Consider the following 16,751-nt stretch of genomic DNA (forward strand, 5'->3'; position numbering starts at 1 on the left):
ATTTCATCGACCGGCCGTTGCGAGCCTGCGACTCAGTCGCCGATCTCACCATCGATGTCTTCGCGCAGGAGATCGGCGTGGCCCGCATGTCGAGCATATTCTTCAATGAGGTGGATGAGGATCCAGCGGACGTTGAACCTGACTCCGTCGCTGTCACTTCGCTCGGTGAGCGTGCCCAGGTCGGCCACCTCGGCGAGGATTTCACGGGATATTTCGCATGACTGTGCGTGGGCGTCCAGGAGCTCTTCCGCAGTCATCCCCGCAGCGGAGTCGAAGTCCCAATCACGGTCGGAGTTCCAATCGACACTCGACCACGGCTCCCCCAGCTCTCTGCCCTGCAGCACTTCGACGAACCAGCTCTCTTCGACGAGAGTGAGATGGCGGAGGATCCCGCCGATCGTCAACGACGAGGAGGCCACGGTGTGCGCCAGCTGGTCAGGCGTCAGCCCATCGGCCTTGCGTCTGACCACCTGTCGAAAGTAGTCGAGGAACTCTTCGAGCCCACGGCGTTCGGTCGGGGTGCTGCTCGGATCGGTCAATGGCAGGGTCATGCTGAGCCTCTCTGATCATGCAGACGGCCTGTCGTTCAAACCAGGTGCATGGGGTTCAGTCTAGTTTTCTTCGGCCGATGTCGAAGAGATTTCCTTCGGGATCTTTCAAGGTCGTCCATTCGATTCCGTATTCGTCGAAGGACCCCAGCTTCTGCGCCCCCAGGGAGACCGCCCGGTCGACATCCGCTGGATAGTGCGGATCGTCGAGGTCGATATGCAGCGGATTCTTCCCCTCTGTACGCTCGTCGACCTTGAGGAAGAGCATTCCCGGGGTCGATGATTCGGTGTTGTGGACTCCCCCGATGCTCGCGACATAATCATTGGCACCAGAATCGATTTCGGCACCGAGGAGTTCGGCCCAGAAGAGCGATTGCGTTTCCACGTCGAGGCAGTCGAATGTGATGCTCAGCGATGACAGCGATGCCATGGACTTGGTCCTTTCACAGTCGGATAGGTGTTGAACTGACTCTAGAGCACCGTGCTGACATGACACTCTGTGGGCGTCATCGTCGGTTATCCGCCGTCATCGTTTCTTCACCCACGAGGCTGGCGCGCCAACTGACGTGACTGAGCCACGAGGCGGCCGGCCGAGTCCCACAATTCGCAGTCCTCTTCGAACATACCGCCGGCGATGTTCCGAGTGGCCAGTCGCGCACTGATCCAACCGGGCGCAGGCAGGGCCCGAACGTGCGCGGTCAGTTCCATCGTCGGTGCCCAATTGAAACGACCCAGGTCGAACATCACCGGCGGGAAGGAGTCGAGGAACGTCAGCAGAGACAGCGGATCTGGATCCGTCCCGTCGATGAACCGAATCCAGCCCTGCAGCACTCCGCGACCACTGGGTCTGCCGACCGCGAACCCAGCGGTGGCCGGGTCCAGGCGCATATCGAAACGTTCGATCAGCGGTGCCGCTTTCGTGAAATCCTCGCTGGCTTCAGCGACGCTGACACACTCCTCTGGTGGCGGCAGCTGGGGCAGGGTGGCAGTGGTGCCGACATCGTCGGGAAGCTCGCCGAGGTTGCCCATCGTGGCCATTGCCGAGATCGTCGGTGCCCCGTTCTGGGAGAGTTCGATGCCGTAGCTCGCCGTTGATCGGCCTTCGCGCAGTGTGCGAGTGGTGATGTCCACCGAACCTTCTGTGCTGGGTCCCAGATAGAAGGTGGAGACCACGAGGGGGTCCGGCGTACTGGGGTTGACGGTGCGAAGTGCTTGACCGGCGACCCCGAGGAGGTAGCCTCCGTTGACGGCTCCGGCGACTTTCCAGCCGGCGTCGAGTTCGGCGGTGAACTCGTGTTCGCTTTGTCGAGTAACGGCGGTGGCGCGGGAGAATTCACTGGCGGTCGTTTGACTCATGTGACATACATTACCAACAGCTGAACGATCGTACAGCCAGCATCAGGATTGTTTGGGCTGACGTTCGTTTCCGTGACGGTAGTTTCCGGTCGCCCGGGCCAGCAATTGCTGGTCGGTTTCGTCATCGCGGCCGAGTCTGGGAATGAGTGCGGCGGCCTTCTTCCCGCCGAGTTCCATGACCGTACGGCCGCCTCGGCGGATGACAAGGACTCCGGATTTGGTGATCTGGTAGTCGAACGGGTCGTCTTCAAGGCTCATTGCTGGACTCCTTCGTCGGACGCGCTTTGATCATCGCGTATCTGCTCTGAACCGCGGTGGGCACACTCCGGTTAGTCTAAGCGCATGAGTATGCAACTGACCCGAGTCGATCCCGATGACCGCGATACTGGTGAGCTCATTGAGTTCTACACTACGGAAGAGTTTCCTTTTCACGTGGCGACGTCCGGCTGGTCAGAGGAATCGGTCCGCGAACGAATTGCGACCGGATACTTCCTCGGCGAGACGAACGAGACATTCTGGCTCGATCACGGTGAGTACGGGCGGATCGGTATCGTCCGACTCGAGGATCTTCGTGACGAGACTCCGATGCTCGACCTCCGATTGGCCGCACGGTTCCGGGGCCTGGGGCTCGGCGTTGCGGCATTGAACTCCATTTCCGATCACATGTTCGCCAATACGCGAGCGATACGAGTGGAAGGTCAGACCCGGGAAGACAACTGCGCCATGAGGTCGGTCTTCGAACGAGCGGGCTGGACAAAGGAAGCTCACTACCGTCAGGCGTGGCCCGTTGCCGGTGGAGACCCTTTGGATTCAGTCGCCTACGCGATTCTGCGCAGGGAATGGGAGACAGGGGTCCGTGACGTGCTTCACTGGCACGATCGTCGACACTTCCCAGAGCGGACTCGAAACGGGATCACGTATTCGTCGAATGACGTGTCTTCGCGCAGTGAGCTGCTCGGCCTCTACGATTCAGTCGGATGGTCTGCTTATACAAACGACCCGGAACGGCTGATCCTCAGCGTGCTCAACTCCGCACATGTCGTTTGCGCTCGCGAGAAAGGAACTCTTGTGGGACTGGCTCGCGTTATCAGCGACTTCGGGACACTTGTCTATCTGCAGGATGTCCTCGTTGACCCCAGGGTGCAATGGCGCGGCATCGGAACGGAACTCGTCATCCGTGCCTTCGAACCTTTCGCCGACGTCCGACAGACTGTTCTGCTTACCGACGATGATCCGAGATTGACGGCGTTCTACGCTTCTCTCGGATTCAGCGAGGCCTCCCCATCTGCAGGGGCGGCTCTGCGTGCTTTCGTCCGATGATGAGAAAGTGCCCCTGACCCGAAGGTCAGGGGCACGTCCGCTCAGTCGGTCAGCATCTGACCGTCAGAGTTTGCGTCAGTTGTTCTTCTTGCGACGCATGGTCAGAACAACAGCGGCTCCGCCGACGAGGAGGAGTCCGGCTCCGGCAGCAAGGCCGGTCAGCTCGGCACCGGTGCGAGGCAGATCAGAGCCACCGCCGTCACCGTTTCCGTCGTCGTTGCCGTTGTCATCGCCATCGTTGCCGCCACCGTTGCCGTCTTCGTCGGCCACGACCTGGAAGGAACCGGTGAGGGCTTCTTCGTCTTCGGCGTCGTTGGCTCCGGTGACCTCGAGATCGTACTGACCGAGGTAGGCCTCGGGGTTCGAGGCGCTGGTGCCGTAGATCGAGAATCCGACGACTCCGTCTGCATTGGCGGTCTCTTCGAGAGTGATGCCCTCGACATTGTCCGGACCGGCAACAACCTCGAGGCTGACCTTCTCGCCCTCTTCGAAGCCTTCAGCGGTGACCTGCACGCCCTTGTCTTCCTTCACGAAGTCAGAAGCAGAGACTTCCTTCGGGTCGACGGTCAGGCTGCGCTCGGCAGGGGCCTCTTCAGCCTCAACGGTCACAACGAACTCAGCCGGGGCGGAGTCCTGTCCGTTGACGTTGACGACTGCGGTGTAGTTGTACTCACCGGCTTCGGCAGGAGCCTCGGTCGAGAAGTTGCCGTCAGCATCGGTCTTGACGGTCACATTGCCCTCAGCGGGTGCGGCCTGAGCGGAACCAGCGTTGGCGCCAGCAGACTTCCAAGTCAGCTTCACTTCAGCATTCGGAGCGGCCTGACCGCTGATCTTTCCACCTTCGACGACTGTCTGGTCGCCGACCTTGGGAGCTTCGGGCTTCTCGTCACCGTCAGCGTCGGAATCAGCTTCGTCATCCTTGCCGTCGGCGGCTGCGGAAGCGTCTGCCTCTGCTCCGTCTGCGTCAGCCGAAGCTTCAGCATCGTCGCCTTCTGCAGCGGACGAAGCGTCGGCATCCTTGGCGTCTGCATCAGCGTTGTCGGAAGCGTTGGCGTCGTCGCCTTCTGCGGCTGCCGAAGCATCCGCGTCCTCACCCTCAGCGGCAGCAGAAGCATCTGCGTCCGAGTTGTCGTCGCCAGGGGGCTCCTCGGCGGGGTCCTCGAAGGAAATCGACTGGTTCGACTGCTCGAGGGAGTAGTCGAGGTCGGCTACCCAACCGAGTGAGAACTCGGTGCCGTCGTCCCATTCAGCAGGTCCGCCACCGGAGATCACGCCCACTGCGGTGTCTCCCTGGAAGACACCGCCGCCGGAGTCGCCGGGCGCCGAGAACGGATCGCTCAGCGACGACTCAACAGCAAATCCATGCACCCAGCGATCGCTGACGCTCATGAAGTCGAACGGCGCCTGCTCGCGAGGGATGACCTGGCCCTCTGTCAGTCCGGTCGTGCGACCGGCCTTCTGAATGCTGCCTTCGGTATGCGATCCCACAGAGGTGATAGCCGCGACCGAGGATGAGAGGTCTTCATCATCAGACCAATCGGTGATACCGCTCTTCACGTTGTACTTCGACTCGTCGACGTCGATGACGGCGAAGTCGATATCGCCCTCACTGCCTGTCTCGTCATCAGGTTCGACAGGGCTGCCGTACTTGTTGTATCCCCAGGAGCCGAGAGAGCCTACCCCGGTGACTTCGCCACCCTGACCACCGGCGGCGGGAGAAGAGTTGGGAAGCTCGGTGTCGAGGATATCGTTCGATCCGAGGTCCTCGCCGTTCTCTCCGGTGTCTTCGGCACAGTGGCCCGCCGTCACGACGACAGGGTTACCCTGATCGTCCCATCCGGAGAATCCGGTCGAGCAGGCCCCTGTTCCGCCGGTGCTCGGCGAGGTCAGCAGATAGCCGGCGCCACCGACCAGATCGTCAGCGGCATGGGCTTCGACTTCGGGAATACCGGCCTGAACGACGACGTTGTCAGCCCCGTACTTCTTCTGGAGCTTCTCAATCTCTGCCGAATCTACGTCACCTTCGTTTTCGACACCGAGGTGAAGTGTGCCGTTGTCGAAACCGAAAGCATTGACGACGGAGATGGACTTCGCAGCCTTCTGCGCAGTCTGCTGAGTGAGCTCAGGCGAATCTGCCATTGCGGGCCCGGTGACGAGTGCGCCTCCGAGTCCGAGTGCTGTCGCTGCGGCCAGCGCCAGCGAACTCTGCACGAGTTTCTTCTGCATAAGTTGTTGTCTCTCTTGTGTGAGGGATCAAAATCACGAATCGATGACCTAAGTCACGATAAGGTTACGGGCCGCACTCAGGGACTACCAAAAAAGTACGTGGAAAACTGTGAACTTAATGAACGAAACTTCAACAGATGTACAAAGCGACTTGCCTTTATCCGCCGCGCGACCACGGGATGAATTGACGATGCCCCCGGTCAGAGGACCGGGGGCATCGTCAGTGCGGGTTCAGCAGACCGTCAGACGGTCTGCATCACTGCACTCAGTTGTTGTTCTTGCGACGCATCGTCAGAACGATTGCGGTTCCGCCCACGAGGAGCAGTCCGGCGCCGGCAGCAAGGCCGGTCAGCTCGGCACCGGTGCGAGGCAGATCAGAGCCACCGTCACCGTTTCCGTCATCGTCATTTCCTTCGCCGGCTCCGCCGTCGGCATTGCCGTCGTCGTTGTTGCCGTCATCGTCGCCACCGGTTCCGCCACCGGAGCCGTCTTCGTCAGCAACAACCTCGAACGAACCGGTCAGTGCCGACTCATCCTCGGTGTCGTTGGCGCCGGCGACCTCGACGTCGTACTTACCGAGGTAGGCCTCGGGGTTCTCGGCGCTGGTGCCGTAGATGGAGAATGCGGCAGCGCCGTTCTCGTTGGCGGTCTCTTCCAGCTCGATGCCTTCGACACCCTCGGGTCCGCTGGCGACTTCGAGGGTGACTTTCTCACCCTCGTCGAAGCCCTTGACCGTGATCGTCACGCCGTTGTCTTCCTTCACGAAGTCGGAAGCCGCGATCTGCTTGGGATCGATGCTGATCTCGCGCTCGACAGGAGCGGGTGTCTCGGACTCGTCCTTCTCAACGGTCACAGAGAACTCGGTCTCCTCGGACTTTTCGCCGTCAACGGACGCAGTCGCAGTGAAGTCGTAGTCACCCTCTGCCTTGGGCCCTTCGACGGAGAAGTTTCCGTCCTTGTCGGCCTTGACTGTCTCCGAACCGCTTTCATCGGCCTGAGGGTCGGCCTGGTTTTCCTTTTCGCCGTCAGCAGCCGAAGCGGCTTCCCACTTCACCTCGACCTCGGCGCCGGCCTCGGCCTTGCCCTTGATCTTGCCTTCGGGCTCGATGGTCTGGTCTTCGGCCTTCGGAGCGGCGGGAGCCTCGGGGGTCTCCTCGCCCGGCTTCTCGAGGTTGAAGTCCGTGCCGGACTCCTCGAGCGAGTGATCCAGGTCAGCCACCCAGGTGAACGAGGTGTTCGCGTCGAGGTCGCCGCCACCGGAGATGACACCGACGGCCGTCTTGCCCTGGTACACGCCGCCACCGGAGTCGCCCGGCTGCGAGAAGGGCTTGTCGATCGGCGAGGTCACGCCGAATCCGTGGACCCAACGGCCGCCGACGTTCTGGTAGTCGAAGTCGTACTCCGAGCGCGGCAGAACTTCGCCGTCGGTCTTACCGGTGGTGCGACCCGACTTGTTGATCGCACCTTCCTTGTGTTCGCCGACCTCGGTGATCTCGGTCGTCGACTTGGCCAGATCGTCGTCATCGGCTGTGGACCAATCGGTGATGCCGTTCTTGACGTTGTACTTCGACTCGTCGACATTGATCACGGCGAAGTCGATGTCCGACTCACTGGGCTCGGGCCACTTGTCCTGATCGGCGCCCTCGAGCAGGTCACCGCCGAAGTTGTGGAAGCCCCACTTGCCGATGACGCCGTCGCCGGAAGCCTGGAATCCTTCTCCACCGTTGGCTTCAGAGGTCGAAGGCTTCTCGGTCTGATCGACAGTGGTGTCACCGTCGAAGTCATTGGTCTGTTCGTTGATGATCTTCGAGCAGTGTCCGGCAGTCAGGACGACGGGCTTGCCGTCTCCGTCCCAGCCGGAGAAACCGGTCGAGCAGGCTCCGCCGCTCTCGCCAGCCTTGACGAGGTAGCCGGCGCCGCCGACGAGGTCATTCTTCGCGTAAGGCTTCAGTTCCTTGATGCCCTCGGTGACCTTGATGTTCTGGTACTGCTTTTCGAGCTTCTTGATCTCGTCGGTCTTCTTGGCAACGCCGATGCTGAGCTCGCCGCCCTCGGTGCCGTAGGCGTTGACGCCCTCGACTCCGGACAGAGCCTTCTGGACGTGAGCTTCACTCTGGAGGTCCAGCTTCTGCGGAGCGTTGTCGGCCATCGCCGGCGAGGCAACGAGCGCGCCGCTCAGGCCCAGCGCCGCTGCGGCGCTGATTGCCAGCGAACTCTGCACGAGTTTCTTCTGCATAAGGTTGATTCCCTTGATCGTTGTCGATGCTTCGATTGCCCGACCCCTTCAACACGCTTCACCACGATTCGGCGGTTCATGTCTCTGGTGTCAGATTTCCAACCGTGTGAAAGATTACGGTTTGATCACGACACATGGCAAAAACCATCAGAGTCGCAGGTGAACACAACTTACAGAAGTCGAGGCTCACAAGCCGTCCTGTGTTCTTCCAGGGGCCTCGGAAACGGTGCCGTTATGATCAGGGGCATGCCGAACCACACACTGCTTCGCGCCCTGACCGCTGCGACACCCGCATCGAGGCTCGCGCTCGGACTCGCCGCCCTCGCCCTCACACTGCCCTTGGCAGCCTGCGACACCGGCATCGACCCACGGAGCCCGAGCTCCGCCTCACCCACCGAATCCACCGAAACCACGTCCCCCAGCGAAGAGGCCTCCGAGCCTGACCCGACCGGCAAATGGACCTCACCGGAAAAGGGTGACCCCTTCCTCGAATTCGCTGAAGACGGTTCGCTCGAAGGTTCTGACGGCTGCAATGCGATCGTCACCAGCTGGAAAGTCGAAGGCGACGAGATCGTCATCGATTCCTTCATGTCGACTCAGAAGGCGTGCGCAGGCGTCGACACCTGGTTGAGCAAGGCGTCGACAGCCGCCATCGAAGGCGACGTCATGAAAGTCAAAGACAGCAACGGAGAAGTCATCGGCGGACTGGAGAAGGAAGACAAATGACACAGGAACTCATCGGCCGCTGGGTGGCTGAGACGAACGAACGAGCATTCCTCGAGTTCTCCGAGAACGGGTCACTGCGCGGCAGCGACGGCGCCAACAACCTCGTGACCTCATGGTCGGCCGAGCCGGAAGGATACATGATCAGATCCTCGATCATGACGCTCAAAGCCGCTCCCGGAATGCTCACGTGGGTCCCCAAAGCCAGGCGGGTCGAACCCGACGGTGACCGTCTGCGACTCTTCGACGCCGCAGAGAACCACCTCGGCGATCTCCATCGTCAGCCGCCGGGCACCACTGAAACGCTCGGCGCTCGGTAGATGGCCGGGGGTCTGATCGCACTCCTTGACGACGTCGCCGCGATCGTCAAGCTCTCGGCTGCCAGCCTCGACGATGTCGCTGCCGGTGCGTCACGAGCCGGCGCCAAGGCTGCGGGCGTCGTCATCGATGATGCGGCGGTGACGCCGAAGTTCGTCGAAGGAGTGAATCCGAAACGTGAGCTGCCGATCATCCAGCGCATCGCTGTGGGCTCGCTCTTCAACAAGCTCGTCATCATCTTGCCGGTCATCCTGCTGCTCAGCCAGTTCCTGCCCTGGCTGCTGACCCCGCTGCTCATGGTCGGCGGCACCTATCTGTGCTTTGAGGGTGCCGAGAAGATCGGTGAGAAGCTCGGGTGGATTGCCCACCATGAGAAGGAGACTCCCGCCGCGGATGAGCCGACCGATGGTGCGGCAGCGGAGAAGAAGGTCGTTCGTTCAGCCATCACCACCGACTTCGTCCTCAGCTGCGAGATCATGGTCATCGCCCTCAACGAGGTGGCCGGTGAGTCCCTGACCAGTCGCGCGGTCATCCTCGCCGTCGTCGGCATTGCGATCACCGTCGGTGTCTACGGTGTCGTCGCGCTCATCGTGAAGATGGATGACATCGGTCTGCATATGGCGAAGAAGGATTCCCCCGGACAGCAGAAGTTCGGTCGGTTCTCGTCGGAGCCATGCCGAAGCTGCTCGCGCTGCTCTCCGTCGTCGGCACCTTCGCAATGCTGTGGGTCGGCGGCCACATCATCCTCGTCGGCACCGATGAACTCGGCTTCCACGCCCTCTACGGCTTCGTCCACCACCTCGAAGAACCCGTCGCCGCAATCGCGGCCGTCGGCGGATTCCTCGGCTGGCTGGTCAATACGTTCTTCTCCTTCATCCTCGGCGCGATCTGGGGAGGCATCGTCGTCGCTGTCATCGTCGGAGCCAAGGCGCTTGCGACGAAGCCAGGGAACAAGGACGCCGCTGCTTCATAGGCGGGCGCAATCTGTTCGTATCCGCTCGTCGGCGCCGACGGCTTCGAGCCCGTCCTTCATCGTGTCGCTGAGCCTTTCTGAGTCTGCTGCTCCTGAACAGGCGCGTCAGCGTTGGGAGAAGGTCTTCTTCGGTGCTCCTGCCACGATCATCGGAGCATCCGTGACCGGATCGTCGATGACCGTGCACTCGATGCCGAACACCTTCTGGACGAGGTCCGAGGTGATGATCTTCTCCGGCGGCCCCTGAGCGACGATTGCACCGTTCTTCATCGCAATGATCTCATCGGCATAGCGGCACGCTTGGTTGAGGTCGTGGAGGACCGCGACCATCGTGTGCCCGTATTCGTTGTTCAGCTGTGAGAACAGGTCGAGCAGTTCGATCTGGAAGGCGACGTCGAGGAACGTCGTCGGTTCGTCGAGGAGCAGCAGCGAGGTCTCCTGCGCCAACACCATGGCCACCCACACCCGCTGACGCTGACCGCCGGAGAGTTCGTCGACCTGCCGGGACGAGAGTTCCTCGGTGTTCGTCGCCCGCAGTGCGGTGAGCACTGCGGCCTCGTCTGTGTCGGTCCACTGTCTGAGGAACGACTGATGCGGGTGCCGGCCGCGGGCGACGAGTTCGCCGACAGTGATGCCTTCGGGCGCGATCGAACTCTGCGGCAGCAGACCCAGGCGGCGAGCGATGCTCTTCGTCTTCATCTTCGCGATGTCCGTCCCGTCGAGCAGGACCGATCCCTTAGCCGGAGGCAGGAGTCTGGCCAGGGCTCGCAGCAGGGTCGACTTTCCGCAGGCGTTCGGGCCGACGATGACGGTGAACTTGCCGTCGGGAATCGACACGTCGAGGTCGCGGACGACCTGTCGATGGTCATAGGACAGATCGAGATTCCGCGCGACCAGCGGTGACGGAGAGGTTGTGGATGTGCTCATTGTGCCTTCCGAGCTTCTTGGATGAGGAGCCAGATGAGATAGATGCCGCCGATGCTGACGGTGACGACTCCGACGGGCAGCTGGATGTCGCCGAGGGCATGCTGAGCGATGAGATCGGCCCCGACCAGCAGCAGCGCTCCGACAGCTGCGGAGGCGAGCAGACTGGTGCCCTGGGCGCGAGCGATCCGTCGCCCGATCTGCGGGGCCGCCAAGGCGACGAAGGCGATCGGTCCGGCGGCGGCGGTGACCACTGCCACGAGGGCGACGGCGACGACGATGAGTGCTGCGCGCACCGGTTCGTTCCTCACTCCCAGCGCCTTCGCCGTATCGTCTCCCAATTCCATGGTGTGCAGGTCACGGGCGAAGATCCCGCAGCCCAGACAGAGGACGATCGTGGCGACCGCTGCGGGGGTGATCGTCGACCAACCCATGCCGTTGAGAGACCCGGCTCCCCAGGTCGCTGCGGCCATCGCGAGTTCGAGGTCCGCGCGCAGGATCAGCCAGGTGTTGAACGCGTTGAGCATGGCCGTCAGCGCAATGCCGACGATGATGAGTCGGAAGCCTTGGACTCCGCCCTTCCACGTCAGCAGGTAGACGACGACGGCGGTGAGGATGCCGCCGATGATCGCACCGAACGCCGTGGACACATAGCCTGCGCCGAAGACGATGATGGTGACGATTCCGCCGGTGTAGGCGCCGGTGGAGAAACCGATGATGTCGGGGCTTCCCAGCGGGTTGCGGGTCAGCGACTGGAACACCGCTCCCGATACCCCCAGCCCTGCTCCGAGCACGATGCCGGCGATGATCCGCGGAGCGCGCCATTCTCCGACGACGGTGTTGACGATGCGTCTCTCGGCCTGACCGAACAGGCCCTGGAACACTTCGGCTGGGGTGAGCGAGAACTTGCCGAGCATGAGTGCGGCGAAACCGCAGGCCAGCGCCAGGAGCGTGACGATGCCGACGGTCAGAACGACGCACATGTCGATGCGCTGGCCGAAGATGCGCAGCATCGGCCGTCCGAAGTCGATCTTCTCCCCGGGAAGCACGGACCGGTCGATGTTCATCTCGGTCGATTCGAGTCGGGTCGGTGCAGTCTTCACAGTCCGCTGGCCTTCTTTCGGCGTACGAGCGCAATCAGGACGGGGGCTCCGACGAAGGCCGTGACGACACCGACCTGCAGCTCTCCGGGTTTCATCACCACACGCCCGATGACGTCTGAGGCCAGGAGGAGGATGGGTGAGAGGAGAACGGAGTAGGCGAGGATCCACCGTTGATCGGGTCCGACGATCCAGCGGGCGATGTGCGGGATCATCAGTCCGATGAAGCCGATCGGCCCGGCTGCGGCGGTCGCGGCGCCGGCCAGCAGCGTCACCGCGAGGATCGAGAGGATTCGAGTGCGGTTGACCGAGGTGCCGAGGCTCGCAGCGAGGTCGTCGCCGAGTGCGACGGCGTTGAGCGAATGGGCCAGTGCCAGAGCCAGCACCGTGCCGACGGCGATGAAGGGCAGCACCGCGGTGACCGCGTCGAAGTCACGACCGGCGATCGCGCCGACGTCCCAGGAGCGGAAGGAGTCGAAGGCCCGTTCGTTCGTGAGCAGGATCCCCTTCGTCAGTCCTGTCAGCACGGCGGCCATGGCCACTCCGGCCAGAGTCAGTCGAATCGGGTCGACGGTGCGGGTGCGCCCGGACGAGCCGATGATGTAGACCCCGACGGTGGTGAGGAAGGCACCGACGAAGGCGAACCAGATGTAGCCGTTGATCGAGGTGATGCCGAAGAAGCCGATGCCGATCGTCACCGCGAAGGAGGCACCGGCGTTGACTCCGAGGATTCCGGGATCGGCCAGCGGGTTGCGCGTCAGTGCCTGGATGAGCCCGCCGGCAAGCCCCAGGCCCATGCCGACGAGGATGCCCAGCACGGTCCGGGGCAGACGGAGTTCGAGGACGACGAGTTGGTCATCGCTGCCGGTCGGAGCGAAGAAGGCGTCGAGCACCTCGGAGACGGGCATGTCCCTGGCACCGATGGCCAGGGAGGCCAGCACCACGACGACGAGAGCGAGCACTGCCGCGATCAGTCCCGTGGTGCGTTTGATCAGCAGAGCCCGACCGGTGGTACGTCCGGCATCCGCTTCCTCCTTCGCCGAGGAGAGTGTGGCGGATGCTGTCATCGGGGTCGGTCCTTCGAGTGGCTCACTAAGGTCAGGCTAACCACACTGTAACGCACTCCCCGATGACAGCCAAGCGCTGGAGGGATCAGCTGCCTGTGATCTTGCCGATCCTTTCGGAGACCTGTCGCTGGATGCGTGAGAGCATTCCGCTCATTCCGCGCAGCCGCAGCGGACTGACGACCTCCGACATCGACAGACGCAGCGGCAGGTCGGCGGGCACCGACAGGATCGCCTCGGCGCTGGCTCCGTCGAGCCCTTCGTGGAGGATACCGGCGAATCCGCGCGTCGTCGGTGCCTCCGGGGGCGCAGAGAAGTGCAGGCGCACCTCAGCCTGCTCCCCCGCCTCGGGGTCGGCCACCTCGGTGACGAGGAAGATCGGCGACTGGCATTCGGGCACAGGCTCGAGCAGTTCGGGATGATCCGTGTACTTCGCGGGCAGGTCCGGAAGGTCGGTCGCGAACTCCAGCAGCACCTGCAGACGGTCATCGGCCGAGGTTTCGGCGAAATCGACCACGATCTCCGCCAGCGCCTCCGGCAGGTCATCGGTTGTGGGTGTGGTGGCCTCAGTCATCAGCGCCCGGGCACCTCTCCGGGCTCGGCTCCGGTGACGATCGGCACGGCCACGACGTTGCCCCATTCGGTCCAGGAGCCGTCGTAGTTGCGTACATTTTCGTAGCCGAGCAGGTGCTTGAGGACGAACCATGTGTGGCTGGAGCGCTCACCGATGCGGCAGTAGGCGATCACCTCGTCGCTGGTGCCCAGTCCGGCCTGCTCGGTGTAGAGCTCCTTGAGTTCGGCTGCGGACTTGAAGGTGCCGTCCTCGTTGGCCGCCTTGCCCCAGGGCATCGACTTCGCACCGGGGATATGGCCGCCGCGCAGTGCGCCTTCCTCCGGATAGGCGGGCATGTGGGTGCGTTCGCCGGTGTATTCTTCGAGGCTGCGCACATCGATGAGCGGCAGTTCGCCGAGGCTGTCCCGGACGTCGGACAGAAAAGCGCGGATGACTGAATCGTCGCGTTCGACGACGGGGTATTCGGTGGGTTCGGGCCTCGGCTTCTCGGTGGTCATCTCTCGGCCTTCGGCCTGCCATTTCGCACGTCCGCCGTCCATCAGGCGGACGTCTTCGTGACCGAAGAGGGTGAAGACCCACAGTGCGTAGGCGGCCCACCAGTTGGACTTGTCGCCATAGACGACGATGGTGTCATCGCGGGAGATGCCCTTGGCGGACATGAGTGCGGCGAATCCTTCGCCGTCGACGTAGTCACGGGTCACGGGGTCGTTGAGTTCGGTGTGCCAATCGACCTTGACTGCTCCGGGAATGTGCCCGGTCTCGTAGAGCAGCACGTCTTCGTCGCTTTCGACGATGACGAGTCCGGGATCGCCTGCATGCTCAGCCACCCAGTCGGTGCTGACCAGTCGGGTTCCGTCCGCGTATTCGGCGAACTTCGGTGCGGGATCGGCCGGGATCGAAGTGCTCACGCATTCCTCCTCAGGGTTGGTGACTAGTTGTGCTCGACATGGCAACGCCGAGCGCGTTCAGCATATTCCTTTTCAGGGTCGGCTGAGGAATGCCGTCAAGGCTGAGACGAACGCCTGCGGCTTCTCCGAATGCACCCAGTGGCCCGAGCCTTTGACGGTGAGAAGGGTGGTGCGTGGGAACAGGCCGCGCATCTGCGGCAGGTCGTCACGGCTGACGTAGTCCGACTTCTCGCCGGCGACCCACAGGACGGGGTGGTCGAAGACGGAATCACCCATCTCCGGGAAATCCCCGATGATATCGAGGCTCGAATGCAGGAGTGTGAGGTTGGGCTGCCAGGAATACCCCGCCGAGGTGGGGCGCAGGTTCTGCAGCAGGAATCCTCTGATCGCGGCTTCGGGGATCGGCTCCTGAAGCGCCGCATCGGCGTCGGCGCGCGATTCGATCTGTTCGAGATCGAGGGCGGCCAGGCTGGAGAGGAGATGATCGAATACGCCGGTCGAGCCGCCGGCGTTGGGGCCGATGTCGACGACGACGAGGCGGTCGATCAGGCTCGGGTGGCGCAGGGCGAGCACCATGGCGACCTTTCCGCCCAGGGAATGCCCGACCAGGTGCACCGGCTGTTCATCAGGACCGACCGCCTCGGCGATATGGTTCGCAACGGCATCGGCGAGCTCGACGTAGTCGAAGGTCTCGGTCCATTCGGAGTCGCCGTGGTTGGGCAGGTCGACGAGGAGGCTGGAGAATTCGGGCTCGATGTCCTTGGCGATGCGGGTGAAGTTCTTGCCTCGGCCGAACAATCCGTGCAGGAAGACGACCAGGCGCCCGGAATCACCGATGCGAGTGCTGTTGATGGTGGTCACGTCTCCAGCCTATCCCGTCGGTCTCCTATCCGGTCGGCCTCCCGCGCAGACTTCCGTACCCGAGGGATCCCGCACCGGTAGGGTGAGGGCATGCACTTCTCCGAATATGACACTCGACTTGCCGGCTACGCGGTCATCGTCAATGACGACGACGAAATCCTCCTCAGCTGGTTCAACGGCGGGAGGGACCGCCTGCACGCGATCTGGACGCTGCCCGGCGGCGGAATCGAATTCGACGAGAGCATCGAAGCGGGCACGATTCGGGAGATCAGAGAGGAGACCGGCTACGACGCTGAGCTTGTCCGCCCCCTGACCACCCACTCCTTCACCGAATCACGACGCAATCCGGTGTTCGGCGATTCGACCTCTCGCCCCTTCAAAGGAGTGCGCGTCGTCTACGAGGCTCGGGTCACCGGCGGCACGCTGGGCACGCTCGAGGTCGACGGGACGACGGACCGGGCCGAGTGGCTGCCGATCGACTCGCTGACAGATGTGCGGCACGCCCGCATCATCGACGTCGGTCTCGATGCGCGGCGTGCCGCGTCGTAGTCGGCAATCGCGGTAGGACGGCTACTTGACGATCTTCTCGAGTTCGTCAGGCAGGTGTTCGGCCGCGTACTTCGCTGAGAGGATGGAGTTGAGCGAGAACGCCATCCGCAGGTCGTCCATGTCGTCGGTGAAGACGAGGGAGCGACCGTCCTTGACGGCGGGGATGCGCTCAAAGCCCTCATCGTCGGTGACGTCGGAATCGGGGACGTAGATCGGGAACGTCAGCAGCACATCGGCGTCGAGGGTCTTGAGGTTCTCCTCGGAGACCGGGACGGAGAATCCTTCGGCCTCGCTCTCATCGATCTTCGGTGACTGAGTGAAGCCGAGTCGCTCCATGACCTCCACCCGGCTCGACTTCTCGACATACGCGCCCCACCCGTCCGCAGTCTTCGCAGCAACCGTGGCGGTCTTGCCTTCGAACTCGGGATGAGCCTCCGCCGCATCTTCGAACGTCTGATCGAGATCGTCGAGCAGCTTCTTCCCGTCGTCGTCCTTATCCAGCGCTTGGGAGACGAGATCGACCTGCTGCTCCATCGTCGTCAGGTAGTTGTCGCCGCCTTCGGGAACGCCGACGGTCGGAGCGATCTCGGACAGACGATCGTAGCGCTTCTGCTCTCCCGAGCTGTTCGTGTCGAGGATGAGGTCGGGTTCGAGTGCGGCGATCGCCTCGTAGTCGGGTTCCATTGTCGCGATGATCTCCGGGTCCTGGTCATAGAGGTCTTCGGCCCAGGGGCCGACGCCCTTGCCGCCGAACTCCACCCAGTCCGAAGCACCGACGGGCTGGACGCCCAGCGCCAGGGCGGTCTCGGCGTCACCCCACCCGAGCGCGACGACCTTCTGCGGGTCGGCGGGCACCTCGATGGCACCGAATTTGGTGTCCACCGTGGGACCGGAGGCGGAGTCTGCTGAGTCCGATCCTCCTCCGCCGCAGCCGGCGAGAACGAGAACAGAGGCGAACAGTGGAGCAAGAATTCTGCGCATGGGAGGGAGTCCTTCTTGAAGTATTAGGCGAGCCTAGCTTAACCCATCATCATGCAGGTGATTGCACTCGACTCTCCCCCCGCCGCAGAA

At 62.8% G+C, this 16,751-nt stretch carries 17 protein-coding genes and 1 pseudogene; 5 read left to right on the forward strand and 13 right to left on the reverse strand.

Translation table 11 applies throughout. The annotated features are described in order from the left end of the window. Positions 1-32 precede the first annotated feature (32 nt). The 4 genes from ACQE2J_RS12585 to ACQE2J_RS12600 all read right to left on the reverse strand — a co-directional run bounded on the left by ACQE2J_RS12585 (position 33) and on the right by ACQE2J_RS12600 (position 2,162). The gene (locus ACQE2J_RS12585; protein ID WP_135807601.1) at positions 33-551 is read right to left on the reverse strand and encodes a DinB family protein; all 519 of its coding nucleotides are present in this window, start codon (positions 549-551) and stop codon (positions 33-35) included. A 55-nt stretch (positions 552-606) separates the two neighbouring features. Next, positions 607-978, reverse strand: coding sequence for a VOC family protein (locus ACQE2J_RS12590; protein WP_135807602.1), 372 nt, complete (start codon positions 976-978; stop codon positions 607-609). A 107-nt stretch (positions 979-1,085) separates the two neighbouring features. After that, positions 1,086-1,904, reverse strand: coding sequence for a thioesterase family protein (locus tag ACQE2J_RS12595; protein ID WP_426936410.1), 819 nt, complete (start codon positions 1,902-1,904; stop codon positions 1,086-1,088). Between the two features lie 42 nt (positions 1,905-1,946). After that, positions 1,947-2,162, reverse strand: coding sequence for a hypothetical protein (locus ACQE2J_RS12600; protein ID WP_135807604.1), 216 nt, complete (start codon positions 2,160-2,162; stop codon positions 1,947-1,949). Positions 2,163-2,246: 84 nt separating this feature from the next. Between ACQE2J_RS12600 and ACQE2J_RS12605 the strand changes: the two genes are divergently transcribed. Continuing rightward, on the forward strand, positions 2,247-3,224 hold the full coding sequence (locus ACQE2J_RS12605; protein ID WP_346763129.1) for a GNAT family N-acetyltransferase: 978 nt from the start codon (positions 2,247-2,249) through the stop codon (positions 3,222-3,224). Positions 3,225-3,299: 75 nt separating this feature from the next. On the opposite strand, the gene ACQE2J_RS12610 is transcribed toward ACQE2J_RS12605, so the two are convergent. Both ACQE2J_RS12610 and ACQE2J_RS12615 read right to left on the reverse strand, forming a co-directional pair. After that, positions 3,300-5,450, reverse strand: a complete 2,151-nt coding sequence (locus ACQE2J_RS12610; protein ID WP_426936411.1) for a S1 family peptidase — start codon at positions 5,448-5,450, stop codon at positions 3,300-3,302. Between the two features lie 265 nt (positions 5,451-5,715). After that, positions 5,716-7,686: an LPXTG cell wall anchor domain-containing protein gene (locus ACQE2J_RS12615; protein WP_426936412.1), complete on the reverse strand. Its 1,971-nt coding sequence runs from the start codon at positions 7,684-7,686 to the stop codon at positions 5,716-5,718. A 246-nt stretch (positions 7,687-7,932) separates the two neighbouring features. Here ACQE2J_RS12615 and ACQE2J_RS12620 point away from each other — a divergent pair, with 246 nt between their 5' ends. The 3 genes and pseudogenes from ACQE2J_RS12620 to ACQE2J_RS12630 all read left to right on the forward strand — a co-directional run bounded on the left by ACQE2J_RS12620 (position 7,933) and on the right by ACQE2J_RS12630 (position 9,700). Beyond that, positions 7,933-8,412 (forward strand): META domain-containing protein, encoded by a 480-nt coding sequence (locus tag ACQE2J_RS12620; RefSeq protein ID WP_426936413.1) that lies wholly within the window; start codon positions 7,933-7,935, stop codon positions 8,410-8,412. Beyond that, positions 8,409-8,729: a hypothetical protein gene (locus ACQE2J_RS12625; RefSeq protein ID WP_135807608.1), complete on the forward strand. Its 321-nt coding sequence runs from the start codon at positions 8,409-8,411 to the stop codon at positions 8,727-8,729. The genes ACQE2J_RS12620 and ACQE2J_RS12625 overlap by 4 nt, the downstream gene beginning before the upstream one ends. Continuing rightward, positions 8,730-9,700 (forward strand): annotated as a pseudogene (locus tag ACQE2J_RS12630) (DUF808 domain-containing protein). It abuts the gene before it with no gap. Positions 9,701-9,805: 105 nt separating this feature from the next. On the opposite strand, the gene ACQE2J_RS12635 reads toward ACQE2J_RS12630, so the two are convergent. The 6 genes from ACQE2J_RS12635 to ACQE2J_RS12660 all read right to left on the reverse strand — a co-directional run bounded on the left by ACQE2J_RS12635 (position 9,806) and on the right by ACQE2J_RS12660 (position 15,131). Beyond that, on the reverse strand, positions 9,806-10,627 hold the full coding sequence (locus tag ACQE2J_RS12635) for an ABC transporter ATP-binding protein (RefSeq protein ID WP_135807610.1): 822 nt from the start codon (positions 10,625-10,627) through the stop codon (positions 9,806-9,808). Next, complete coding sequence (locus ACQE2J_RS12640) at positions 10,624-11,691, reverse strand: FecCD family ABC transporter permease (protein ID WP_426937516.1); 1,068 nt, start codon at positions 11,689-11,691, stop codon at positions 10,624-10,626. Before ACQE2J_RS12640 ends, ACQE2J_RS12635 begins: the two co-directional genes overlap by 4 nt. Positions 11,692-11,723: 32 nt before the next feature. Continuing rightward, a complete protein-coding gene (locus tag ACQE2J_RS12645; RefSeq protein ID WP_135807611.1) occupies positions 11,724-12,791 on the reverse strand; it encodes an iron chelate uptake ABC transporter family permease subunit in 1,068 nt (355 codons plus the stop codon). Positions 12,792-12,876: 85 nt separating this feature from the next. Continuing rightward, positions 12,877-13,362: a SufE family protein gene (locus tag ACQE2J_RS12650; protein ID WP_426936414.1), complete on the reverse strand. Its 486-nt coding sequence runs from the start codon at positions 13,360-13,362 to the stop codon at positions 12,877-12,879. Beyond that, positions 13,362-14,270 (reverse strand): sulfurtransferase, encoded by a 909-nt coding sequence (locus tag ACQE2J_RS12655; protein WP_135807613.1) that lies wholly within the window; start codon positions 14,268-14,270, stop codon positions 13,362-13,364. The genes ACQE2J_RS12650 and ACQE2J_RS12655 overlap by 1 nt, the downstream gene beginning before the upstream one ends. 72 nt (positions 14,271-14,342) lie before the next feature. Beyond that, a complete protein-coding gene (locus ACQE2J_RS12660; RefSeq protein ID WP_426936415.1) occupies positions 14,343-15,131 on the reverse strand; it encodes an alpha/beta fold hydrolase in 789 nt (262 codons plus the stop codon). A 90-nt stretch (positions 15,132-15,221) separates the two neighbouring features. Between ACQE2J_RS12660 and ACQE2J_RS12665 the strand changes: the two genes are divergently transcribed. Beyond that, complete coding sequence (locus tag ACQE2J_RS12665) at positions 15,222-15,680, forward strand: NUDIX hydrolase (RefSeq protein WP_135807615.1); 459 nt, start codon at positions 15,222-15,224, stop codon at positions 15,678-15,680. 21 nt (positions 15,681-15,701) lie between these two features. On the opposite strand, the gene ACQE2J_RS12670 is transcribed toward ACQE2J_RS12665, so the two are convergent. Beyond that, positions 15,702-16,661 carry an iron-siderophore ABC transporter substrate-binding protein gene (locus ACQE2J_RS12670; protein ID WP_426936416.1) on the reverse strand — a complete coding sequence of 320 codons (960 nt, stop codon included), beginning with the start codon at positions 16,659-16,661 and terminating at the stop codon, positions 15,702-15,704. Between the last annotated feature and the right edge of the window lie 90 nt (positions 16,662-16,751).

This window comes from Brevibacterium sp. LE-L, from assembly GCF_050214925.1.
GTDB lineage: Bacteria > Actinomycetota > Actinomycetes > Actinomycetales > Brevibacteriaceae > Brevibacterium.